Origin of the sequence: Stutzerimonas stutzeri, assembly GCF_002890915.1 — a bacterium.
GTDB lineage: Bacteria > Pseudomonadota > Gammaproteobacteria > Pseudomonadales > Pseudomonadaceae > Stutzerimonas > Stutzerimonas stutzeri_AF.
The window spans coordinates 74,362-97,398 of record NZ_POUT01000014.1 but is presented as its reverse complement, the minus strand read 5'-3'; the positions used below and the strand labels follow the sequence as shown (position 1 = coordinate 97,398).

The window sequence follows — 23,037 nt, the reverse complement described above, 5'->3', positions numbered from 1 at the left end:
CAAGATTGGGGTCCCTGCCTGGCGGGGGCTATCCAAGACCGTAGGCGGCGCAAGCCTTAAACCTCAAGCCTACGCAGAGGTGCTCCCGATTCGTACCGAATCAGACACCAAAACCCGTCCGGTCTCGACCGGATGAACCGGTAACATCCAGGAGTGAAACCCGTGGCAATCAAACTCGAAGACAAGAAGGCCATCGTCGCTGAAGTCAACGAGGCTGCCAAAGCTGCCCTGTCCGCTGTCGTGGCCGATGCCCGTGGCGTGACCGTGGGGGCCATGACCGGACTCCGTAAAGAGGCCCGCGAAGCTGGCGTGTACGTGCGTGTCGTGCGTAACACCCTGCTGCGTCGCGCCGTTGATGGCACTCAGTTCGATGTGCTCAACGACGTGTTCAAAGGCCCGACCCTGATTGCATTCTCCAACGAACATCCGGGCGCTGCCGCTCGTATCTTCAAGGAGTTCTCCAAGGGTCAGGACAAGTTCGAGATCAAGGCCGCTGCGTTCGAGGGTCAGTTCCTCGCAGCCAACCAGATCGACGTACTGGCAACTCTGCCGACCTACGACGAAGCCGTTTCCCAGCTGATGAGCGTGATCCAGGGCGCCACCAGCAAGCTGGCTCGTACTCTGGCGGCCGTTCGCGACCAGAAAGAAGCCGCTGCCGCCTAAGGCGTGCACGACCCTTTCGAATCTCTTTTTGAATTAGATGGCCGCAGGCCGTCACCTATATACAGGAATTAGAGTCATGGCTCTGACCAACGAAGATATCATCAACGCCGTTTCCGAAATGTCCGTGATGCAGGTTGTTGAACTGATCAAGGCAATGGAAGAGAAGTTCGGTGTTACCGCTGCTGCCGCTACCGTTGCTGCTGCTGGCCCGGCTGCTGCTGCTGTAGAAGAGCAGACCGAGTTCACCATCGTCCTGGCCGAGGCCGGCGACAAGAAAGTGAACGTGATCAAGGCGGTGCGCGAGCTGACCGGCCTGGGCCTGAAAGAAGCCAAGGCTGTCGTTGACGGCGCCCCGGGCGTGGTCAAGGAAGGCGTTTCCAAGGAAGAGGCCGAAGCGGCCAAGAAGGCTCTGGAAGAAGCAGGCGCCAAAGTCGAGCTCAAGTAAGCGACGACCTTGCGTCTACAGCCGGAGCGACTCGCGTAAGGCTGACGGCTGGTGGCTTTTGCCACCGGCCTTTTTCCGTTATGGAAAGCTGGCGATGCCGGCGCTTCCGCGGAAATAAAAACCACCCCCTGGGTGGCGCGAATCAAGGGATTCGCACGATTTTCTGGCAGCTCCCGTCGGGAGAGGCCAACAAGCAGGTGACCAAGCTGGGGAACGCTGATGGCTTACTCATACACTGAGAAAAAACGTATCCGCAAGGACTTTAGCAAGTTACCGCACGTGATGGACGTGCCGTATCTTTTGGCCATCCAGCTGGATTCGTATCGCGAATTCCTGCAGGCGGGAGCGACCAAAGATCAGTTCCGCGATATTGGCTTGCATGCAGCCTTCAAATCCGTTTTCCCGATTATCAGCTATTCCGGCAATGCAGCGCTGGAGTACGTCGGCTATCGCCTGGGCGAGCCGGCCTTCGATGTCAAGGAATGTGTCCTGCGCGGCGTGACCTTCGCGGTACCGCTGCGGGTGAAGGTGCGCCTGATCATTTTCGACAAAGAATCGTCGAACAAGGCCATCAAGGACATCAAGGAACAGGAAGTCTACATGGGGGAAATTCCCCTGATGACCGAGAACGGTACCTTCATCATCAACGGTACCGAGCGTGTGATCGTTTCCCAGCTGCACCGCTCGCCGGGCGTATTCTTCGATCATGACCGCGGCAAGACCCACAGTTCGGGCAAGCTGCTGTACTCCGCGCGCATCATTCCCTACCGCGGCTCCTGGCTGGACTTCGAGTTCGATCCGAAGGACGCCGTGTTCGTCCGTATCGACCGTCGCCGTAAGCTGCCGGCGTCGGTACTGCTGCGCGCGCTGAACTACAGCACCGAGGAAATCCTCGAGCAGTTCTACGACACCAACATCTTCCACGTGAAGGGCGAGACCCTGGCGCTGGAACTGGTGCCGCAGCGTCTGCGTGGCGAGATCGCTACCTTCGACATCAAGGATGATAGCGGCAAGGTCATCGTCGAGCAGGGCCGTCGTATCACCGCCCGTCACATCAACCAGCTCGACAAGTCCGGCATCAAGGAGCTCGAGATGCCGATGGAGTACGTGCTGGGCCGCACCGTGGCCAAGGCCATCGTGCATCCGGCCACCGGCGAGATCATCGCCGAGTGCAACACCGAGCTGACCGTCGACGTAATGGCGAAGATCGTCAAGGCGCAGGTCGTGCGCTTCGAGACGCTGTACACCAACGACATCGACTGTGGTCCGTTCATTTCCGACACCCTGAAGATCGATTCGACCACCAATCAGCTCGAAGCGCTGGTCGAGATCTACCGCATGATGCGCCCGGGGGAGCCGCCGACCAAGGACGCCGCCGAAACGCTGTTCAACAACCTGTTCTTCGCCGCCGAGCGCTACGACCTGTCGGCCGTCGGCCGGATGAAGTTCAATCGCCGCATCGGTCGTACCGAGATCGAAGGTTCCGGCGTGCTGAGCCGCGAGGACATCGTCGCGGTGCTCAAGACCCTGGTCGACATCCGTAACGGCAAGGGCATCGTCGACGACATCGACCACCTGGGTAACCGTCGTGTGCGTTGCGTCGGCGAGATGGCCGAGAACCAGTTCCGCGTCGGTCTGGTGCGCGTCGAACGCGCGGTGAAAGAGCGTCTGTCGATGGCCGAAAGCGAAGGCCTGATGCCGCAGGACCTGATCAACGCCAAGCCGGTCGCGGCGGCGGTGAAGGAGTTCTTCGGCTCCAGCCAGCTCTCGCAGTTCATGGACCAGAACAACCCGCTTTCGGAAATCACCCACAAGCGCCGCGTTTCCGCGCTCGGCCCGGGCGGTCTGACCCGTGAGCGTGCCGGCTTCGAGGTGCGTGACGTACACCCGACCCACTACGGTCGCGTCTGCCCGATCGAAACCCCTGAAGGTCCGAACATCGGCCTGATCAACTCGCTGGCCGCCTATGCCCGCACCAACCAGTACGGCTTCCTGGAAAGCCCGTACCGCGTGGTCAAGGACGGCGAAGTCACCGACGAGATCGTGTTCCTCTCGGCGATCGAAGAAGCCGACCACGTCATCGCCCAGGCCAGCGCCAAGCTGGACGGTCGCAAGCTGGTCGACGAGCTGGTGGCCGTACGTCACCTGAACGAATTCACCGTCAAGGCGCCGGAAGACGTGACCCTGATGGACGTCTCGCCGAAGCAGGTCGTTTCCGTCGCTGCCTCGTTGATTCCGTTCCTCGAGCACGACGACGCCAACCGTGCACTGATGGGTTCCAACATGCAGCGTCAGGCCGTGCCGACCCTGCGTTCGGACAAGCCGCTGGTGGGTACCGGCATGGAGCGCAACGTGGCGCGCGACTCCGGTGTCTGCGTCGTGGCCCGTCGCGGCGGCGTGATCGATTCGGTCGACGCCAGTCGTATCGTCGTGCGCGTGCGTGACGACGAGGTCGAGACCGGCGAAGCGGGTGTCGACATCTACAACCTGACCAAGTACACCCGTTCCAACCAGAACACCTGCATCAACCAGCGTCCGCTGGTGCGCAAGGGCGACGTGGTTGCACGTGGCGATATCATGGCCGACGGCCCGTCCACCGACATGGGCGAGCTGGCCCTGGGGCAAAACATGCGCGTCGCGTTCATGCCCTGGAACGGCTACAACTTCGAGGACTCCATCCTCCTTTCGGAGCGCGTGGTCCAGGAAGATCGCTTCACCACCATCCACATCCAGGAACTGACCTGCGTGTCGCGCGACACCAAGCTCGGCCCGGAGGAAATCACCGCGGACATCCCGAACGTGGGTGAGGCTGCGCTGAACAAGCTGGACGAGGCCGGTATCGTCTATGTCGGCGCCGAAGTCGGCCCAGGCGACATCCTGGTCGGCAAGGTCACGCCGAAGGGCGAGACCCAGCTGACCCCGGAAGAGAAACTGCTGCGTGCGATCTTCGGTGAGAAGGCCTCCGACGTGAAGGACACCTCCCTGCGCGTGCCGACCGGCACCAAGGGCACCGTCATCGACGTGCAGGTGTTCATCCGCGACGGCGTCGAGCGCGACTCCCGTGCGCTGGCCATCGAGAAGATGCAGCTCGACGAGATCCGCAAGGACCTCAACGAGGAATTCCGCATCGTCGAAGGCGCGACCTTCGAGCGTCTGCGCTCGGCATTGGTCGGCGCGACCGCCGAGGGCGGTGCCGGTCTGAAGAAGGGCGCGGTGATCAGCGACGAGATTCTCGACGGGTTGGAGCACAGCCAGTGGTTCAAGCTGCGCATGGCCGAAGACGCGCTGAACGAGCAGCTGGAGAAGGCCCAGGCCTATCTCTCTGACCGCCGTCAGCTGCTCGACGACAAATTCGAGGACAAGAAGCGCAAGCTGCAGCAGGGCGACGACCTGGCGCCGGGCGTGCTGAAGATCGTCAAGGTCTACCTGGCTATCAAGCGTCGCATCCAGCCGGGTGACAAGATGGCCGGTCGTCACGGTAACAAGGGTGTGGTCTCGGTGATCATGCCGGTCGAGGACATGCCGCATGACGCCAACGGCACGCCGGTGGACATCGTGCTGAACCCGCTGGGTGTACCGTCGCGTATGAACGTCGGTCAGATCCTCGAAACCCACCTGGGCCTTGCGGCCAAGGGCCTGGGCGAGAAGATCAACCTGATGCTCGAAGAGCAGCGCAAGGTCGCCGAGCTGCGCAAGTTCCTGCACGAGATCTACAACGAGATCGGCGGACGCCAGGAGAGCCTGGATGACCTGAGCGATCAGGAAGTGCTGGACCTGGCGAACAACCTGCGCAAGGGCGTGCCGATGGCGACCCCGGTATTCGACGGTGCCAAGGAGCGCGAGATCAAGGCCATGCTGAAGCTGGCCGATCTGCCGGAAAGCGGCCAGATGCAGCTGTTCGATGGGCGCACTGGCAACAAGTTCGAGCGCACCACCACCGTCGGCTACATGTACATGCTCAAGCTGAATCACCTGGTCGACGACAAGATGCACGCGCGTTCCACCGGTTCCTACAGCCTGGTCACCCAGCAGCCGCTGGGCGGCAAGGCGCAGTTCGGTGGTCAGCGTTTCGGGGAGATGGAGGTCTGGGCCCTGGAGGCCTATGGCGCCGCGTATACCCTGCAGGAAATGCTCACGGTCAAGTCGGACGACGTGAACGGGCGGACCAAGATGTACAAGAACATCGTGGACGGCGATCACCGCATGGAGGCCGGCATGCCGGAATCCTTCAACGTGTTGATCAAAGAGATCCGCTCGCTCGGTATCGATATCGATCTGGAAACCGAATAACCACGCACCGCCTGTGCGGCACCCGGCGTCAGCCGGCTGCCGCAGGTCCGTGAGGAGGAAAGGCCTTGAAAGACTTGCTGAATCTGTTGAAAAACCAGGGTCAAATCGAAGAGTTCGATGCCATCAAGATTGCCCTGGCTTCGCCCGAGATGATCCGTTCCTGGTCCTTCGGTGAAGTGAAGAAGCCGGAGACCATCAACTACCGTACGTTCAAGCCCGAGCGTGACGGCCTGTTCTGCGCCAAGATCTTTGGCCCGGTCAAGGACTACGAGTGCCTGTGCGGCAAGTACAAGCGCCTCAAGCACCGTGGCGTGATCTGCGAGAAGTGCGGCGTGGAAGTCGCGCTGGCCAAGGTGCGCCGCGAGCGCATGGCGCACATCGAGCTGGCCTCGCCGGTCGCTCACATCTGGTTCCTGAAGTCGCTGCCGTCGCGTATCGGCCTGCTGCTGGACATGACCCTGCGCGATATCGAGCGCGTGCTCTATTTCGAGAGCTACGTGGTGATCGATCCGGGCATGACCACCCTGGAAAAGGGCCAGCTGCTGAACGACGAGCAGTACTTCGAGGCGCTGGAAGAGTTCGGTGACGACTTCGATGCCCGCATGGGCGCCGAGGCGGTGCGTGAACTGCTGATCCAGATCGACCTGGAGCACGAGATCGGCCGCCTGCGCGAAGAGATTCCGCAGACCAACTCGGAAACCAAGATCAAGAAGCTCTCCAAGCGTCTGAAGCTGATGGAAGCCTTCCATGGTTCGGGCAACCTGCCGGAGTGGATGATCCTTACCGTGCTGCCGGTGCTGCCGCCGGACCTGCGTCCGCTGGTTCCGCTGGATGGCGGCCGTTTCGCGACGTCGGATCTCAACGATCTGTATCGCCGTGTGATCAACCGCAACAACCGTCTCAAGCGCCTGCTCGACCTGTCGGCGCCGGACATCATCGTGCGCAACGAAAAGCGTATGCTGCAGGAAGCCGTCGATGCGCTGCTGGACAACGGCCGTCGTGGCCGTGCCATCACTGGTTCGAACAAGCGCCCGCTCAAATCCCTGGCCGACATGATCAAGGGCAAGCAGGGGCGGTTCCGTCAGAACCTGCTCGGCAAGCGCGTGGACTACTCCGGCCGTTCCGTGATCACCGTGGGCCCGACCCTGCGTCTGCACCAGTGCGGCCTGCCGAAGAAGATGGCCCTCGAGCTGTTCAAGCCGTTCATCTTCGGCAAGCTGGAAATGCGCGGCATGGCCACCACCATCAAGGCGGCCAAGAAGATGGTCGAGCGCGAACTGCCCGAGGTATGGGACGTGCTCGCCGAGGTCATCCGCGAACATCCCGTGCTGCTCAACCGCGCACCGACCCTGCACCGTCTGGGCATCCAGGCGTTCGAGCCGGTACTGATCGAAGGTAAGGCCATCCAGCTGCACCCGCTGGTCTGTGCCGCGTACAACGCCGACTTCGACGGTGACCAGATGGCCGTGCACGTGCCGCTGACGCTGGAAGCCCAGCTGGAAGCGCGCGCGCTGATGATGTCGACCAACAACATCCTCTCGCCAGCCAACGGCGAGCCGATCATCGTGCCGTCGCAGGACGTGGTGCTGGGTCTGTACTACATGACCCGCGAAGCGATCAACGCCAAGGGCGAAGGGCGCGTGTTCGCCGACCTGCAGGAAGTCGACCGTGTGTTCCGTGCCGGCGAAGCGTCCCTGCATGCCAAGGTCAAGGTGCGCATCAACGAGACCGTCAAGCAGAAGGACGGCAGCCTGGTGAAGAACACCCGCATCGTCGACACCACCGTCGGCCGTGCGCTGCTGTTCCAGATCGTGCCGGCCGGCCTGGCTTTCGACGTGGTCAACCAGCCGATGAAGAAGAAGGCGATCTCCAAGCTGATCAACCTGTGCTACCGCACGGTGGGTCTGAAGGACACCGTCATCTTCGCCGACCAGCTGATGTACACCGGTTTCGCCTACTCGACCATCTCCGGTGTGTCGATCGGCGTGAACGACTTCGTCATCCCCGAGGAGAAGGCGCGCATCATCGACGCCGCCACCGAGGAAGTGAAGGAGATCGAGAGCCAGTACGCCTCTGGCCTGGTAACCCAGGGCGAGAAGTACAACAAGGTGATCGACCTCTGGTCCAAGGCCAACGACGAAGTGTCCAAGGCGATGATGGCCAACCTCTCGAAAGAGAAGGTCATCGACCGCGAGGGCAAAGAAGCCGAGCAGGACTCGTTCAACTCGATGTACATGATGGCCGACTCCGGTGCGCGGGGTTCCGCCGCACAGATTCGCCAGCTCGCCGGTATGCGCGGCCTGATGGCCAAGCCGGACGGCTCGATCATCGAGACGCCGATCACCGCGAACTTCCGTGAAGGCCTGAACGTACTGCAGTACTTCATCTCCACTCACGGTGCACGTAAGGGTCTGGCGGATACCGCACTGAAGACCGCGAACTCCGGTTACCTGACCCGTCGTCTGGTTGACGTCGCGCAGGATCTGGTGGTGACCGAGATCGATTGCGGCACCGAGCAGGGCCTGCACATGACGCCGCACATCGAAGGTGGCGACGTGGTCGAGCCGCTGGGTGAGCGTGTGCTCGGTCGCGTGATCGCACGCGACGTGTTCAAGCCCGGCACCGAGGAAGTGCTGGTTCCGGCGGGTACTCTGATCGACGAGCAGTGGGTCGATTTCATCGAGCTGAACAGCATCGACGAAGTGATCGTGCGTTCGCCGATCTCCTGTGAAACCCGCTATGGCATCTGCGCCAAGTGCTACGGTCGTGATCTGGCTCGCGGGCATCAGGTCAACATCGGCGAGGCCGTGGGTGTCATCGCGGCGCAGTCGATCGGTGAGCCGGGTACCCAGCTGACCATGCGTACCTTCCACATCGGTGGTGCGGCGAGCCGGACCTCGGCGGTCGACAACGTGCTGGTGAAGAATGGCGGCACCATCCGTCTGCACAACCTGAAGCACGTCGAGCGTGCCGACGGCGCCCTGGTGGCGGTGTCGCGTTCCGGCGAGCTGGCGGTGGCCGACGACTTCGGTCGCGAGCGCGAGCGCTACAAGCTGCCCTACGGTGCGGTGATTTCGGTGAAGGAAGGCGACAAGGTCGATCCGGGCGCCGTGGTCGCCAAGTGGGATCCGCACACCCACCCGATCGTGACCGAGATGAAGGGTATCGTGACCTTCGTCGGCATGGAGGAGAACATCACCATCAAGCGCCAGACCGACGAGCTCACCGGTCTGACCAACATCGAGGTGATGGATCCGAAGGACCGTCCGGCCGCCGGCAAGGACATCCGTCCGGCGATCAAGATGGTCGACGCCAGTGGCAAGGAACTGCTGCTGCCGGGTACCGACGTACCGGCCCAGTACTTCCTGCCGGCCAACGCACTGGTCGGTGTGGCGGACGGTGCCGAGATCAACGTGGGTGACGTCATCGCGCGTATCCCGCAGGAAACCTCGAAGACCCGCGACATCACCGGTGGTCTGCCGCGCGTTGCCGACCTGTTCGAAGCGCGGCGTCCGAAGGAACCGTCGATCCTCGCGGAAATCAGCGGCACCATCTCCTTCGGCAAGGAAACCAAGGGCAAGCGTCGCCTGGTGATCACCCCGACCGACGGCAGCGATCCGTACGAGGAGCTGATTCCGAAGTGGCGTCACCTCAACGTCTTCGAAGGCGAACAGGTGAACAAGGGCGAAGTGATCTCCGACGGTCCGAGCAACCCGCACGACATCCTGCGCCTGCTGGGCGTCAGCGCGCTGGCCAAGTACATCGTCAACGAGATCCAGGACGTGTACCGCCTGCAGGGTGTGAAGATCAACGACAAGCACATCGAGACCATCCTGCGGCAGATGCTGCGAAAGGTCGAGGTCACCGAATCGGGCGATTCCAGCTTCATCAAGGGCGACCAGATGGAGCTGACCCAGGTGCTGGAAGAGAACGAGCGCCTGAGCGAAGAGGACAAGTTCGTCGCCAAGTACGTGCGCGTCCTGCTGGGTATCACCAAGGCCTCGCTGTCGACCGAATCGTTCATCTCCGCGGCCTCCTTCCAGGAGACCACCCGCGTCCTCACCGAGGCGGCGGTCACTGGCAAGCGCGACTACCTGCGCGGCCTGAAGGAGAACGTGGTCGTGGGTCGCCTGATCCCGGCCGGTACCGGCCTGGCCTATCACAGCGAGCGCAAGCGCAAGCGTGATGCCGAGAAGCCGGTGCGGGTGAGCGCCGATGAGGTCGAAGCGGCTCTGACCGAGGCGCTGAACTCCAGCGGCAACTGAGTGCTGGGCCCCGGCGTGAGCCGGGGCCTGCCTTGACGGTGGGCGAGAAGCTCTTTAGACTCTCGTACCCCTAATTTGGCGGGGCTTCGTGCCCTGCCATTTTTCGTTTGTGTCGAAAGACAACAGTGGAGCTAGTAGATGGCAACTATCAACCAGCTGGTACGTCAGCCGCGCAAGCGGGTCGTCGAGAAAAGCGACGTCCCTGCGCTGCAAAACTGCCCGCAACGTCGTGGCGTGTGCACCCGCGTGTACACCACCACGCCGAAGAAACCGAACTCCGCACTGCGTAAGGTGTGCCGTGTTCGCCTGACCAATGGCTACGAAGTCGCCTCCTATATCGGCGGTGAAGGTCATAACCTGCAAGAGCACAGCGTGGTGCTGATCCGTGGCGGTCGTGTAAAGGACCTTCCGGGTGTGCGTTACCACACCGTGCGCGGTTCGCTGGATACCTCCGGCGTGAAGGACCGCAAGCAGGGTCGTTCCAAGTACGGCGCCAAGCGTCCGAAATAAGCAGCAATTTCTATTTATCTGAGTCGATAAGAGTAAGGTCGGGCGTAACCTGCGCGTTACCGTTCCGAGCTAACCTGAAGACCGTTTGAGGGCTTATCAATGCCAAGACGTCGTGTAGCAGCCAAGCGCGAGATCCTGGACGATCCGAAGTACGGAAGTCTGATCCTGGCCAAATTCATGAACCACGTGATGGAGAGCGGCAAGAAGGCCGTTGCCGAGCGTATCGTTTATGGCGCGCTGGACAAGGTCAAGGAACGCAAGAACAGCGACCCCCTGGAAATCTTCGAAAAAGCACTCGATGCCATCGCTCCGCTGGTCGAAGTGAAGTCCCGCCGTGTCGGCGGTGCTACCTACCAGGTTCCGGTCGAAGTTCGTCCTTCCCGTCGCAATGCGCTGGCCATGCGCTGGCTGGTAGACGCTGCGCGCAAGCGTGGCGAGAAATCCATGGCGCTGCGCCTTGCCGGCGAGCTGCTGGATGCTTTTGAAGGTAAAGGCGCTGCTGTCAAGAAGCGCGAAGACGTGCACCGTATGGCTGAAGCCAACAAGGCCTTCTCGCACTACCGCTTCTAAATCAAGCGCAACTTTTACGAGGACCTTATTGTGGCCCGTACTACCCCTATCAACCGCTACCGTAACATCGGTATCTGCGCCCACGTCGACGCGGGCAAGACCACCACGACGGAGCGGATTCTGTTCTACACCGGCCTCAGCCACAAAATGGGTGAGGTGCATGACGGTGCGGCGACCACCGACTGGATGGTTCAGGAGCAGGAGCGTGGTATCACCATTACCTCCGCTGCTGTCACGACTTTCTGGCAGGGCTCGCGCGGCCAGTATGACAAGTATCGCGTAAACGTCATCGATACCCCCGGTCACGTGGACTTCACCATCGAAGTGGAGCGCTCCCTGCGCGTGCTCGACGGTGCGGTCGTGGTGTTCTGTGGTACTTCCGGTGTCGAGCCGCAGTCCGAGACCGTATGGCGTCAGGCCAACAAGTACGGTGTGCCGCGCATCGTCTACGTGAACAAGATGGACCGCCAGGGTGCCAACTTCCTGCGCGTCGTCGGTCAGATCAAGCAGCGTCTGGGGCACACCCCGGTGCCGGTGCAGCTGGCCATTGGTGCCGAAGACAACTTCGAAGGCCAGATCGACCTGATCAAGATGAAGGCGATCTACTGGAACGAAGACGACAAGGGCACCAGCTACCGCGAGGAAGAGATTCCGGCGGAGCTGCAGGCCATGGCCGAAGAATATCGTTCCAACATGGTCGAGGCGGCTGCCGAGGCCAATGAAGAGCTGATGAACAAGTATCTCGAAGAGGGCGATCTGTCCGTCGAAGAGATCAAGGCTGGTCTGCGTCAGCGCACCATCGCCTGTGAGATCGTTCCGGCCGTTTGCGGCTCCTCGTTCAAGAACAAGGGTGTGCCGCTGGTTCTCGATGCCGTGATCGACTTCCTGCCGGCGCCGACCGAGATTCCTGCGATCCAGGGCGTCAACCCGGACAACGAGGAACAGGTCGACGAGCGTCATGCGAGCGACGACGAGCCGTTCTCGGCGCTGGCGTTCAAGATCGCCACCGACCCGTTCGTCGGTACCCTGACCTTCACCCGCGTCTACTCGGGCGTGCTCACTTCTGGTGACTCGGTGGTCAACTCGGTCAAGGGCAAGAAGGAGCGTGTCGGTCGGATGGTGCAGATGCACGCCAACCAGCGCGACGAGATCAAGGAATGCCGTGCCGGCGACATCGCCGCTCTGATCGGTATGAAGGACGTCACCACCGGCGACACCCTCTGCTCGATCGAGAAGCCGATCATCCTCGAGCGCATGGACTTCCCGGAGCCGGTCATTTCGGTGGCTGTCGAGCCGAAGACCAAGGCCGACCAGGAGAAGATGGGTATCGCGCTGGGCAAGCTGGCCCAGGAAGACCCGTCGTTCCGCGTCAAGACCGATGAGGAAACCGGCCAGACCATCATCTCCGGCATGGGCGAGCTGCACCTGGACATCCTCGTTGACCGCATGAAGCGCGAGTTCAACGTCGAGGCCAACATCGGCAAGCCGCAGGTGTCCTACCGCGAAACCATCACCAAGGACAATGTCGAGATCGAAGGCAAGTTCGTTCGTCAGTCCGGTGGTCGTGGTCAGTTCGGTCATTGCTGGATCCGTTTCTCGGCTCCGGACGTGGACGAGAAGGGCAACATCACCGAGGGTCTGGTGTTCAGCAACGAAGTCGTGGGCGGTGTGGTTCCGAAGGAATACATTCCGGCGATCCAGAAGGGCATCGAAGAGCAGATGAAGAACGGCGTTGTTGCCGGTTATCCGCTGATCGGCCTGAAGGCGACCGTATTCGATGGCTCCTACCATGACGTCGACTCCAACGAGATGGCGTTCAAGGTTGCCGCCTCCATGGCGACCAAGCAGCTGGCCCAGAAGGGCGGCGGCAAGGTGCTTGAGCCGATCATGAAGGTCGAAGTGGTGACCCCTGAGGACTACATGGGCGACGTGATGGGTGACCTGAACCGTCGTCGCGGTCTGATCCAGGGTATGGAAGACTCGGTCTCCGGCAAGGTTATCCGTGCCGAGGTTCCGCTCGGAGAAATGTTCGGTTATGCAACCGACGTTCGTTCCATGTCTCAGGGTCGCGCCAGCTACTCCATGGAATTCTCCAAATACGCTGAGGCTCCGGCGAATATCGTCGAGACGCTCGTCAAAAAACAAGGTTGATTCAGCCCTTTAAGTAAGAGGTTTACTGTCGTGGCTAAGGAAAAATTCGAACGTAACAAACCGCACGTCAACGTCGGCACCATTGGTCACGTCGACCATGGCAAGACCACTCTGACCGCTGCGCTGACCCGCGTGTGCTCCGAGGTGTTCGGTTCCGCTCGCGTCGACTTCGACAAGATCGATAGCGCGCCGGAAGAGAAGGCTCGCGGTATCACCATCAACACTGCGCACGTGGAATACGACTCCAACGTCCGTCACTACGCGCACGTTGACTGCCCGGGTCACGCTGACTACGTGAAGAACATGATCACCGGTGCTGCCCAGATGGACGGCGCGATCCTGGTCTGCTCGGCTGCTGACGGCCCCATGCCGCAGACCCGCGAGCACATCCTGCTGTCCCGTCAGGTAGGCGTTCCGTACATCGTCGTGTTCCTGAACAAGGCTGACATGGTTGATGATGCCGAGCTGCTGGAACTGGTCGAGATGGAAGTTCGCGACCTGCTGTCGACCTATGATTTCCCGGGCGACGACACGCCGATCATCGTCGGTTCCGCGCTGATGGCGCTGAACGGCGAAGACGACAACGAGCTGGGCACCACTGCGGTGAAGAAGCTGGTCGAGACCCTGGACACCTACATCCCGGAGCCGGTTCGTGCCATCGACAAGCCGTTCCTGATGCCGATCGAAGACGTGTTCTCGATCTCCGGCCGCGGTACCGTGGTGACCGGTCGTGTCGAGCGCGGCATCATCAAGGTCCAGGAAGAAATCGAGATCGTTGGTCTGCGTGACACCACCAAGACCACCTGTACCGGTGTCGAAATGTTCCGCAAGCTGCTCGACGAAGGTCGTGCCGGCGAGAACTGCGGCGTGCTGCTGCGCGGCACCAAGCGTGATGACGTCGAGCGTGGTCAGGTGCTGGCCAAGCCGGGCACCATCAAGCCGCACACCAAGTTCGAAGCCGAAGTGTACGTGCTGTCCAAGGAAGAAGGTGGTCGTCATACCCCGTTCTTCAAGGGCTACCGTCCACAGTTCTACTTCCGTACCACTGACGTGACCGGTTCGTGCGAGCTGCCGGAAGGCGTCGAGATGGTGATGCCGGGCGACAACGTGAAAATGGTTGTCACCCTGATCAAGCCGATCGCCATGGAAGACGGCCTGCGCTTCGCGATTCGCGAAGGTGGCCGTACCGTCGGTGCCGGCGTGGTTGCCAAGATCGTCGAGTAATATTTGACGATGATGAAGAAGGCCCCTTCGGGGGCCTTTTTCTATTGTTGATCATTTATTGACACCCTATGGGCGCATCCGTACAATTGCGCCTCCTTTTACCGGGGGTATTGCGCCCGGTAGGGTGGCTACTTGGAGTCTGAGGTCAAAATGCAAAACCAACAAATCCGTATTCGGTTGAAGGCTTTTGACCATCGCCTGATCGATCAATCAACCCAGGAAATCGTGGAAACCGCGAAACGTACTGGTGCTCAGGTGCGTGGTCCGATTCCGCTGCCAACCCGCAAAGAGCGGTTCACTGTGCTGGTTTCTCCGCACGTCAACAAAGACGCGCGCGACCAGTATGAAATTCGAACCCACAAGCGCGTGCTGGACATTGTTCAGCCGACCGACAAAACCGTCGATGCGCTGATGAAGCTCGATCTTGCGGCTGGCGTGGAAGTGCAGATCAGCCTCGGCTAAAACCTGAGAGTTTTAGTCGTGTAACGCTCTGAAATGGGCGGCCATAGCGGGTGAAAGCCCCGTACACTCAAGAGGTTTCAAAATGACTATTGGTGTAGTCGGTCGTAAATGCGGCATGACCCGCGTTTTCACCGAAGATGGTGTCTCTATTCCGGTTACGGTCATCGAGATCGAGCCGAATCGCGTCACTCAGTTCAAGAATGAAGAGAGCGATGGCTACCGTGCAGTGCAGGTCACTGTTGGTGAGCGTCGCGCGTCCCGTGTAACCAAGGCTCAGGCCGGTCATTTCGCCAAGGCGAATGTCGCTGCCGGTCGTGGTGTCTGGGAATTTCGCCTCGAAGGCGAAGAATTCCAAGTGGGCGATCAGATCAATGCCGAGATTTTCCAGGCGGGCCAGTTGGTGGACGTCACCGGTCAGTCCAAGGGTAAAGGCTTTGCCGGTACCATCAAGCGCTGGAACTTCCGCGGGCAGGACAATACCCACGGTAACTCCGTATCCCACCGCGTCCCGGGCTCTATCGGTCAGTGCCAGACTCCAGGTCGTGTATTCAAGGGCAAGAAGATGTCCGGGCACATGGGCGCCGAGCGCGTAACCGTGCAGTCCCTGGAAATCGTGCGTGTCGACGCCGAGCGTAACCTGCTGTTGGTCAAGGGTGCAGTGCCCGGCGCCACTGGCGGTGACGTGGTTGTGCGTCCGGCTGCCAAGGCTCGCGGTTAAGGGGGAGTTCACATGCAATTGAATGTAAATGGCGCACAGGCCATCGAAGTCTCCGAGCGCACCTTTGGCGGTGAGTTCAACGAGACGCTGGTGCACCAGGCAGTCGTCGCCTACATGGCTGGCGGTCGTCAGGGTAGCAAGCAGCAGAAGACCCGTTCCGATGTCTCCGGTGGCGGTAAGCGCCCGTGGCGTCAGAAGGGCACCGGCCGTGCTCGTGCCGGTACCTCGCGTGGCCCGATCTGGCGTGGCGGTGGCGTAACCTTCGCTGCTCGTCCGCAGAATCATGACCAGAAGCTGAACAAGAAGATGTATCGCGCCGCGCTGCGCTCCATCCTTGCTGAGCTGGTTCGCTCCGAGCGTCTGGTCGTCGTCGAGGATTTCGCCGTCGAGACTCCCAAGACCAAGCAGCTTGCCAGCAAGCTGAGCGGTATGGGCCTGAACGACGTGCTGATCGTTTCCGATGCTGTCGATCAGAACCTGTACCTGGCTGCGCGCAACCTGCCGCACGTCGACGTCCGCGACGTCCAGGGTTCGGATCCGGTCAGCCTGATCGCCTATGACAAGGTGTTGATCACCGTGTCGGCTGTGAAGAAATTCGAGGAGCTGCTGGGATGAACCAGGAACGCGTATTCAAAGTCCTGCTTGGTCCGCACGTCTCCGAGAAGGCTACCGTGCTGGCTGACAGCAAGAAGCAATTCGTTTTCAAGGTTGCAACCGATGCAACCAAGCTGGAAATCAAGAAGGCCGTCGAAAGCCTGTTCGGCGTGAAGGTCGCTGCCGTCAACACCCTGAACGTCCAGGGCAAGACCAAGCGCACCGCTCGCGGCCTGGGCAAGCGCAACGACTGGAAGAAGGCGTACATCGCTCTCCAGCCGGGCCAGGATCTCGATTTCTCCGGCAGTGCTGAGTAAGGAAGGGGTGCATCATGGCAATCGTTAAATGCAAACCGACTTCCGCGGGCCGCCGCTTCGTGGTCAAGGTGGTCAACCAGGAGCTGCACAAAGGCGCTCCTTACGCACCGCTGCTCGAGAAGAAGTCGAAGTCTGGCGGCCGTAACAACAACGGTCGTATCACCACCCGTCACATCGGCGGTGGTCACAAGCAGCACTATCGTCTGGTCGATTTTCGTCGCAACAAGGATGGCATTCCTGCCATCGTCGAGCGCATCGAATACGATCCGAACCGTACTGCACACATCGCGCTGCTGAAGTATGCCGACGGTGAGCGTCGCTACATCATCGCGCCGAAGGGCGTGAGCGCCGGTGATCAGCTGGTTTCGGGCATCAATGCGCCGATCAAGGCCGGTAACAGCCTGCCGCTGCGCAACATCCCGCTGGGTTCCACCGTTCACGGAGTCGAGCTGAAGCCGGGCAAGGGTGCTCAGATCGCTCGCTCCGCTGGTGCTTCGGCTCAGCTGGTCGCTCGCGAAGGTGCCTATGTGACCCTGCGTCTGCGCTCCGGCGAGATGCGTAAAGTGCTGGCCGAGTGCCGTGCGACCCTGGGCGAGGTCTCGAACTCCGAGCACAGCCTGCGTTCGCTGGGTAAAGCCGGTGCCAAGCGCTGGAAGGGCATCCGCCCGACCGTTCGTGGTGTCGCGATGAACCCGGTCGACCACCCGCACGGTGGTGGTGAAGGTCGTACCTCCGGTGGTCGTCATCCGGTGTCGCCGTGGGGCTTCCCGACCAAGGGCGCGAAGACCCGCACTAACAAGCGCACCGATAACATGATCGTCCGTCGTCGCAAGTAACTAGAGGGATACGACAGTGCCGCGTTCTCTGAAAAAAGGTCCTTTTATCGATCTTCACCTATTGAAGAAGGTCGAAGCGGCGGTGGAAAAGAACGATCGCAAGCCGGTGAAAACCTGGTCGCGTCGTTCGATGATCCTGCCGCAAATGGTCGGTCTGACCATCGCTGTACACAACGGTCGTCAGCATGTCCCGGTCCTCGTGTCCGAAGACATGGTCGGCCACAAACTCGGCGAGTTCGCTGCCACCCGTACTTATCGCGGGCACGTGGCGGACAAGAAAGGCAAGCGCTAAGGGGTAAGGAAAGATGGAAGTAGCCGCTAAGTTGTCGGGCGCTCGCATCTCCGCCCAGAAAGCCCGCCTGGTCGCCGACCAGATCCGCGGGAAGAAGGTGGGCGACGCGCTCAACCTCCTGGCTTTCAGCAGCAAGAAAGCCGCCGAGATCATGAAGAAAGTGCTGGAGTCGGCCGTTGCCAACGCCGAGCACAACGAAGGCGCCGATGTGGATGATCTGAAGGTCTCCACCGTCTTCGTCAACGAAGGGCGTTCGCTTAAGCGCATCATGCCGCGTGCCAAGGGCCGCGCTGATCGCATCGTCAAGCGGTCTTGCCATATCACTGTCAAGGTTGCGGACAAGTAACGGAGTCGATCAGATGGGTCAGAAAGTACATCCCACTGGCATTCGCCTGGGAATCGTCAAGGAGCACACCTCCGTCTGGTACGCAGACGGCCGTACGTATGCAGACTATCTGCTTGCAGATCTGAACGTGCGCGAGTATCTCCAGGACAAACTAAAAAGCGCGTCCGTAAGCCGTATCGATATTCATCGCCCGGCTCAAACCGCACGCATCACCATCCACACCGCTCGTCCCGGCATCGTGATCGGCAAGAAAGGTGAGGATGTCGAGAAGCTGCGTCAGGACCTGACCAAGCAAATGGGTGTGCCGGTGCACATCAACATCGAAGAGATCCGCAAGCCGGAGCTCGACGCCATGCTGGTTGCACAGAGCGTTGCTCAGCAGCTGGAGCGTCGCGTGATGTTCCGTCGCGCCATGAAGCGCGCCGTACAGAACGCCATGCGCATTGGTGCCAAAGGCATCAAGATCCAGGTCAGTGGTCGTCTGGGTGGGGCTGAAATCGCCCGTACCGAGTGGTATCGCGAAGGTCGTGTGCCGCTGCACACCCTGCGTGCCGATATCGATTACAACACTTACGAAGCGCACACCACCTACGGTGTGATCGGTGTCAAGGTGTGGATCTTCAAGGGCGAAGTGATTGGTGGTCGCCATGAAGAGCTCAAGCCGCAAGCGCCTGCGCCTCGTAAAAAAGCTGCTAAGTAAGGGGTACGCCAAATGTTGCAACCCAAGCGTACAAAATTCCGCAAGCAGATGACCGGCCACAACCGTGGTCTGGCTCAGCGCGGTAGCAAGGTCAGCTTCGGCGAGTTCGCCCTGAAGTCTGTTTCCCGTGGTCGCCTGACCGCACGTCAGATCGAGGCTGCGCGTCGTGCGCTGACCCGTCACGTCAAGCGTGGCGGCAAGATCTGGATCCGCGTGTTCCCCGACAAGCCGGTTACCAAGAAGCCCCTCGAAGTTCGTATGGGTAAAGGTAAGGGTAGCGTCGAGTACTGGGTAGCCCAGATTCAGCCGGGCAAGGTGCTCTACGAGATCGAGGGTGTTTCCGAAGAGCTGGCGCGTGAGGCATTTGCCCTGGCTGCTGCAAAGCTGCCGCTCGCCACCTCCTTTGTTAAGCGGACGGTGATGTGATGAAAGCGAATGAACTTCGTGAAAAATCCGTTGAGCAGCTGAACGAGCAACTGCTCGAGCTGCTACGGGACCAGTTCAATCTGCGTATGCAGAAGGCGACTGGCCAGTTGGGGCAGTCTCACCTGCTCTCGCAAGTCAAGCGCGACATCGCTCGTGTCAAGACTGTGCTCAACCAGCAGGCAGGTAAGTGATCATGGCTGAAGCTCAGAAAACCGTCCGCACGCTGACCGGCCGCGTCGTCAGCGACAAGATGGATAAGACCATCACCGTTCTGATCGAGCGTCGCGTCAAGCACCCGATCTACGGCAAATACGTCAAGCGTTCGACCAAGCTGCACGCTCACGACGAAACCAACCAGTGCAAGATCGGCGACAAGGTTTCTATCCGTGAAACCCGTCCGCAGTCCAAGACCAAGTCCTGGGCTCTGGTTGAAGTCGTTGAACGCGCCGTCGAAGTCTAAGGGCTAAGGGTCGGAGAAATTTTATGATTCAGACTCAATCCATGCTCGATGTGGCGGATAACAGTGGCGCTCGTCGCGTCATGTGTATCAAGGTGCTCGGCGGTTCTCACCGCCGTTACGCCGGCATCGGCGACATTATCAAGGTTACCGTCAAGGAAGCGATTCCGCGTGGCAAGGTCAAGAAAGGCCAGGTGATGACTGCAGTCGTGGTCCGCACCCGTCACGGCGTTCGTCGTCCCGATGGTTCGATCATTCGCTTCGATGGCAACGCTGCTGTTCTGTTGAACAACAAGCAGGAGCCTATCGGCACCCGTATCTTTGGGCCGGTGACGCGTGAACTTCGTACCGAGAAGTTCATGAAGATCGTCTCGCTCGCCCCTGAAGTGCTGTAAGGAGTAGCCGCATGCAAAAGATTCGTCGCAACGACGAGATCATCGTCATCGCCGGCAAAGACAAGGGCAAGCGCGGTAAGGTGCTCAAGGTTCTCGCTGACGACCGTCTGGTCGTTGGTGGGGTCAACCTGGTGAAGCGTCATACCAAGCCGAACCCGATGTCCGGCGTTCAGGGCGGTATCGTCGAGAAGGAGGCGCCTCTGCACGCCTCTAACGTCGCCATTTTCAACGGTGAAACCAACAAGGCAGACCGCGTTGGCTTCAAGGTTGAAGACGGTAAGAAAATTCGTGTCTTCAAGTCGACCCAGAAGCCGGTTGACGCTTGAGACTGCTAGGTAGATAACCATGGCACGACTAAAAGAAGTTTATCGGAAGGAAATCGCGCCCAAGCTGAAGGAAGAACTGAAGCTTGCGAACGTGATGGAAGTTCCGCGCATTACCAAGATCACCCTCAACATGGGTATTGGCGAGGCGATCGGTGACAAGAAGATCATCGACAACGCCGTTGCCGACCTGGAAAAGATCACCGGCCAGAAGGTCGTCGTGACTCACGCTCGCAAGTCCATCGCCGGCTTCAAGGTCCGCGAAGGCTGGCCGATCGGTGTCAAGGTGACTCTGCGTCGCGAGCGTATGTACGAATTCCTGGATCGTCTGCTTTCCATCTCCCTGCCGCGCGTGCGTGACTTCCGCGGCCTGAATGCCAAGTCCTTCGATGGTCGCGGCAACTACAGCATGGGCGTGAAAGAGCAGATCATCTTCCCGGAAATCGATTACGACAAGATCGATGCTCTGCGTGGCCTGGACATCACCCTGACCACCACTGCCCGGACGGATGAAGAAGGTCGCGCATTGCTGCGTGCCTTCAACTTCCCGTTCCGCAACTGATTGGAGTAGGACATGGCTAAACAAAGCATGAAGAACCGTGAGCTGAAGCGTCAGCGTACGGTTGCCAAGTACGCGCAGAAGCGTGCGGCGCTGAAGGCTGTCATCGCCAGCCCCGACTCCACTCCGGAGCAGCGTTGGGAAGCTCAGGTCGCCCTGCAGAAGCAGCCGCGTGACGCCAGTGCCTCGCGCCTGCGCAACCGCTGCCGCCTGACCGGGCGCCCGCACGGCGTGTACCGCAAGTTCGGTCTGGCGCGCAACATGCTGCGTCAGGCCGCCATGCGCGGCGACGTGCCGGGTCTGGTCAAGGCCAGCTGGTAACAAGACGAACGGGGCGCTGGCGCCCTGTTTGTTTATCGATCAAGCCCCTTCTGGGGCTTGATTCGTTTCTGGGGTGTCTCTAGAATGTCCGGCTCGCCTGAGCCTCGCATTTTTGCGCTTGCTCGCACGTTGGCGACACGAGCCGTACAAAGGCTTATTTATTCGTTTTAGGAGCTAAGAGCCCATGAGTATGCAGGACCCGTTAGCGGACATGCTAACTCGTATCCGTAATGCCCAGATGGCCGAAAAGTCCGTCGTAAGCATGCCGTCTTCCACTCTGAAGGTGGCTGTAGCCAATGTTCTTCAGGGCGAAGGCTATATCGCGGGATACCAGGTCAGTGGCGACGCCAAGCCGCAACTGTCCATCGAGCTGAAGTACTTCGAAGGCCGTCCGGTCATCGAGGAACTCAAGCGCGTAAGTCGTCCTGGCCTGCGCCAGTACAAATCCGTTGACCAGTTGCCGAAAGTACGTGGCGGGCTGGGCGTTTCGATCGTTTCCACCAACAAGGGTGTGATGACCGATCGGGCTGCTCGCGCTGCTGGTGTTGGCGGCGAAGTGCTCTGCACTGTGTTCTAAGGGGGGATAGGCATGTCTCGCGTTGCTAAGAACCCCGTCAAGCTGCCCGCTGGCGTCGAAGTCAAGATGTCCGGCCAGCAGCTTTCGGTGAAGGGTGCCAAGGGCGCTCTCGAACTGAACGTCCATCCGTCCGTGGAAGTCATCCAGGACTCGGGCGAGCTGCGTTTCGCCGGTCGCAATGGCGACCAGCAGACTCGCGCCATGGCCGGCACCACGCGTGCGCTGGTCAACAACATGGTCATCGGTGTCAGCCAAGGCTTCGAGCGCAAGCTCCAGCTGGTCGGCGTCGGTTACAAGGCGCAAGCCAAAGGTCAAGTGCTGTCCCTGGCTCTCGGCTTCTCGCATCCGGTGGATTACGAACTGCCGCAAGGCGTTACCGCTGAAACCCCCAGCCAGACCGATATCCTGATCAAGGGTGTCGACAAGCAACTGGTCGGTCAGGTGGCTGCTGAAATCCGCGATTTCCGTCGTCCGGAGCCTTACAAAGGCAAGGGCGTACGTTACTCGGATGAAGTAGTCCGTCGCAAAGAAGCTAAGAAGAAGTAGGGCATAGCAAATGAGCGTAAAGAAAGAAACTCGTCTGCGTCGCGCTCGCAAGGCACGCCTGAAGATGCGCGAGCTGGAAACCGTACGCCTTTGTGTGTACCGCTCTTCCCAGCACATCTACGCCCAGGTCCTTTCGGCCGACGGCGGCAAGGTCCTGGCCAGCGCCTCGACTCTGGACAAAGAATTGCGCGATGGGGCCACCGGCAACGTCGAAGCTGCCAAGAAAGTCGGTCAGCTGGTCGCTGAGCGTGCGAAAGCCGCAGGTGTCACCCAGGTGGCGTTCGACCGTTCTGGCTTCAAGTACCACGGTCGTGTGAAGGCACTGGCTGATGCTGCTCGTGAAGGCGGGCTGGAGTTCTAAGTTATGGCAAATAACGAGCAAAAGCGCGACGAAGGCTACATCGAGAAGCTGGTTCAAGTTAACCGCGTCGCAAAGACTGTAAAGGGTGGCCGTATCTTCACCTTCACCGCGTTGACCGTGGTGGGTGACGGCAAGGGTCGCGTCGGTTTCGGTCGTGGCAAGTCCCGCGAAGTGCCGGCTGCCATCCAGAAGGCCATGGAAGCGGCTCGCCGCAACATGATCCAGGTCGACCTGAACGGCACCACGCTGCAGTACCCGACCAAGGCCGCGCACGGCGCATCCAAGATCTACATGCAGCCTGCCTCCGAAGGTACGGGTGTGATCGCCGGTGGTGCCATGCGCGCCATCCTGGAAGTTGCTGGTGTGCAGAACGTCCTGGCCAAGTGCTACGGCTCCACCAACCCGGTCAACGTGGTGCATGCCACGTTCAAGGGTCTGAAGGCCATGCAGTCGCCGGAGTCGGTCGCCGCCAAGCGTGGCAAGAGCGTCGAGGAGATTCTCTAACCATGGCTAACGCTACTGTCAAAGTCACGCTGGTCAAGAGCGTGAACGGCCGTCTGGCTAACCACAAGGCTTGCGTCAAGGGTCTCGGCCTGCGTCGTATCGGTCATACCGTCGAAGTCCAGGACACTCCTGAGAATCGCGGCATGATCAACAAGGCCTACTACCTTCTCCGTGTGGAGGGTTAA

At 60.3% G+C, this 23,037-nt stretch carries 28 protein-coding genes; all 28 read left to right on the top strand.

What is annotated here, in order from left to right; translation table 11 throughout:
- Positions 1–162 precede the first annotated feature (162 nt).
- The 28 genes from rplJ (at position 163) to rpmD (ending at position 23,037) form a co-directional block, all read left to right on the top strand.
- On the top strand, positions 163–663 hold the full coding sequence (rplJ, locus tag CXK94_RS19590; RefSeq protein ID WP_037044008.1) for a 50S ribosomal protein L10: 501 nt from the start codon (positions 163–165) through the stop codon (positions 661–663).
- Between the two features lie 76 nt (positions 664–739).
- A complete protein-coding gene (gene rplL / locus CXK94_RS19585) occupies positions 740–1,108 on the top strand; it encodes a 50S ribosomal protein L7/L12 (protein WP_003297700.1) in 369 nt (122 codons plus the stop codon).
- Between the two features lie 219 nt (positions 1,109–1,327).
- Positions 1,328–5,398 carry a DNA-directed RNA polymerase subunit beta gene (rpoB, locus tag CXK94_RS19580; protein ID WP_102895548.1) on the top strand — a complete coding sequence of 1,357 codons (4,071 nt, stop codon included), beginning with the start codon at positions 1,328–1,330 and terminating at the stop codon, positions 5,396–5,398.
- Positions 5,399–5,463: 65 nt separating this feature from the next.
- The gene (gene rpoC / locus CXK94_RS19575) at positions 5,464–9,663 is read left to right on the top strand and encodes a DNA-directed RNA polymerase subunit beta' (protein ID WP_102895547.1); all 4,200 of its coding nucleotides are present in this window, start codon (positions 5,464–5,466) and stop codon (positions 9,661–9,663) included.
- A 138-nt stretch (positions 9,664–9,801) separates the two neighbouring features.
- Complete coding sequence (gene rpsL / locus CXK94_RS19570; RefSeq protein ID WP_003280832.1) at positions 9,802–10,173, top strand: 30S ribosomal protein S12; 372 nt, start codon at positions 9,802–9,804, stop codon at positions 10,171–10,173.
- Between the two features lie 99 nt (positions 10,174–10,272).
- On the top strand, positions 10,273–10,743 hold the full coding sequence (gene rpsG, locus CXK94_RS19565) for a 30S ribosomal protein S7 (protein ID WP_003297695.1): 471 nt from the start codon (positions 10,273–10,275) through the stop codon (positions 10,741–10,743).
- Between the two features lie 30 nt (positions 10,744–10,773).
- Positions 10,774–12,894: an elongation factor G gene (gene fusA, locus CXK94_RS19560; protein ID WP_102895546.1), complete on the top strand. Its 2,121-nt coding sequence runs from the start codon at positions 10,774–10,776 to the stop codon at positions 12,892–12,894.
- A gap of 30 nt (positions 12,895–12,924) precedes the next feature.
- On the top strand, positions 12,925–14,118 hold the full coding sequence (gene tuf, locus CXK94_RS19555; protein WP_102895545.1) for an elongation factor Tu: 1,194 nt from the start codon (positions 12,925–12,927) through the stop codon (positions 14,116–14,118).
- Between the two features lie 150 nt (positions 14,119–14,268).
- Positions 14,269–14,580, top strand: coding sequence for a 30S ribosomal protein S10 (gene rpsJ, locus CXK94_RS19550; RefSeq protein WP_003186070.1), 312 nt, complete (start codon positions 14,269–14,271; stop codon positions 14,578–14,580).
- Positions 14,581–14,662: 82 nt separating this feature from the next.
- A complete protein-coding gene (gene rplC, locus CXK94_RS19545) occupies positions 14,663–15,298 on the top strand; it encodes a 50S ribosomal protein L3 (protein ID WP_102895544.1) in 636 nt (211 codons plus the stop codon).
- Between the two features lie 12 nt (positions 15,299–15,310).
- Positions 15,311–15,913, top strand: coding sequence for a 50S ribosomal protein L4 (rplD, locus tag CXK94_RS19540; RefSeq protein WP_102895543.1), 603 nt, complete (start codon positions 15,311–15,313; stop codon positions 15,911–15,913).
- The gene (gene rplW / locus CXK94_RS19535; protein WP_037043274.1) at positions 15,910–16,209 is read left to right on the top strand and encodes a 50S ribosomal protein L23; all 300 of its coding nucleotides are present in this window, start codon (positions 15,910–15,912) and stop codon (positions 16,207–16,209) included. Before rplD ends, rplW begins: the two co-directional genes overlap by 4 nt.
- A gap of 14 nt (positions 16,210–16,223) precedes the next feature.
- Entirely contained in the window at positions 16,224–17,045 is an 822-nt protein-coding gene (gene rplB, locus CXK94_RS19530) for a 50S ribosomal protein L2 (RefSeq protein ID WP_037043276.1), read from the top strand.
- Positions 17,046–17,061: 16 nt separating this feature from the next.
- Positions 17,062–17,337, top strand: coding sequence for a 30S ribosomal protein S19 (rpsS, locus tag CXK94_RS19525; protein WP_003293029.1), 276 nt, complete (start codon positions 17,062–17,064; stop codon positions 17,335–17,337).
- A gap of 13 nt (positions 17,338–17,350) precedes the next feature.
- Positions 17,351–17,683 carry a 50S ribosomal protein L22 gene (rplV, locus tag CXK94_RS19520; RefSeq protein WP_003304070.1) on the top strand — a complete coding sequence of 111 codons (333 nt, stop codon included), beginning with the start codon at positions 17,351–17,353 and terminating at the stop codon, positions 17,681–17,683.
- 13 nt (positions 17,684–17,696) lie between these two features.
- The gene (gene rpsC, locus CXK94_RS19515) at positions 17,697–18,383 is read left to right on the top strand and encodes a 30S ribosomal protein S3 (protein ID WP_003289210.1); all 687 of its coding nucleotides are present in this window, start codon (positions 17,697–17,699) and stop codon (positions 18,381–18,383) included.
- Positions 18,384–18,395: 12 nt separating this feature from the next.
- Positions 18,396–18,809: a 50S ribosomal protein L16 gene (gene rplP, locus CXK94_RS19510; protein WP_003281836.1), complete on the top strand. Its 414-nt coding sequence runs from the start codon at positions 18,396–18,398 to the stop codon at positions 18,807–18,809.
- Positions 18,809–19,000, top strand: coding sequence for a 50S ribosomal protein L29 (rpmC, locus tag CXK94_RS19505; RefSeq protein ID WP_003281834.1), 192 nt, complete (start codon positions 18,809–18,811; stop codon positions 18,998–19,000). Before rplP ends, rpmC begins: the two co-directional genes overlap by 1 nt.
- A 2-nt stretch (positions 19,001–19,002) precedes the next feature.
- Positions 19,003–19,269 carry a 30S ribosomal protein S17 gene (gene rpsQ, locus CXK94_RS19500; RefSeq protein ID WP_011911990.1) on the top strand — a complete coding sequence of 89 codons (267 nt, stop codon included), beginning with the start codon at positions 19,003–19,005 and terminating at the stop codon, positions 19,267–19,269.
- Positions 19,270–19,292: 23 nt separating this feature from the next.
- A complete protein-coding gene (rplN, locus tag CXK94_RS19495; RefSeq protein WP_003281831.1) occupies positions 19,293–19,661 on the top strand; it encodes a 50S ribosomal protein L14 in 369 nt (122 codons plus the stop codon).
- Positions 19,662–19,672: 11 nt separating this feature from the next.
- A complete protein-coding gene (rplX, locus tag CXK94_RS19490) occupies positions 19,673–19,987 on the top strand; it encodes a 50S ribosomal protein L24 (RefSeq protein WP_037043278.1) in 315 nt (104 codons plus the stop codon).
- Positions 19,988–20,006: 19 nt separating this feature from the next.
- Positions 20,007–20,546 (top strand): 50S ribosomal protein L5, encoded by a 540-nt coding sequence (gene rplE, locus CXK94_RS19485; RefSeq protein WP_037043280.1) that lies wholly within the window; start codon positions 20,007–20,009, stop codon positions 20,544–20,546.
- Positions 20,547–20,558: 12 nt separating this feature from the next.
- Positions 20,559–20,864: a 30S ribosomal protein S14 gene (gene rpsN, locus CXK94_RS19480; protein WP_102895542.1), complete on the top strand. Its 306-nt coding sequence runs from the start codon at positions 20,559–20,561 to the stop codon at positions 20,862–20,864.
- A gap of 184 nt (positions 20,865–21,048) precedes the next feature.
- Positions 21,049–21,441, top strand: a complete 393-nt coding sequence (rpsH, locus tag CXK94_RS19475) for a 30S ribosomal protein S8 (protein WP_003293036.1) — start codon at positions 21,049–21,051, stop codon at positions 21,439–21,441.
- A 12-nt stretch (positions 21,442–21,453) separates the two neighbouring features.
- Positions 21,454–21,987 carry a 50S ribosomal protein L6 gene (rplF, locus tag CXK94_RS19470; protein WP_037043284.1) on the top strand — a complete coding sequence of 178 codons (534 nt, stop codon included), beginning with the start codon at positions 21,454–21,456 and terminating at the stop codon, positions 21,985–21,987.
- 10 nt (positions 21,988–21,997) lie between these two features.
- Entirely contained in the window at positions 21,998–22,348 is a 351-nt protein-coding gene (gene rplR / locus CXK94_RS19465; protein ID WP_037043286.1) for a 50S ribosomal protein L18, read from the top strand.
- Between the two features lie 3 nt (positions 22,349–22,351).
- Positions 22,352–22,852 carry a 30S ribosomal protein S5 gene (gene rpsE, locus CXK94_RS19460; RefSeq protein ID WP_037043288.1) on the top strand — a complete coding sequence of 167 codons (501 nt, stop codon included), beginning with the start codon at positions 22,352–22,354 and terminating at the stop codon, positions 22,850–22,852.
- A gap of 2 nt (positions 22,853–22,854) precedes the next feature.
- Positions 22,855–23,037 (top strand): 50S ribosomal protein L30, encoded by a 183-nt coding sequence (gene rpmD, locus CXK94_RS19455; RefSeq protein ID WP_003289195.1) that lies wholly within the window; start codon positions 22,855–22,857, stop codon positions 23,035–23,037.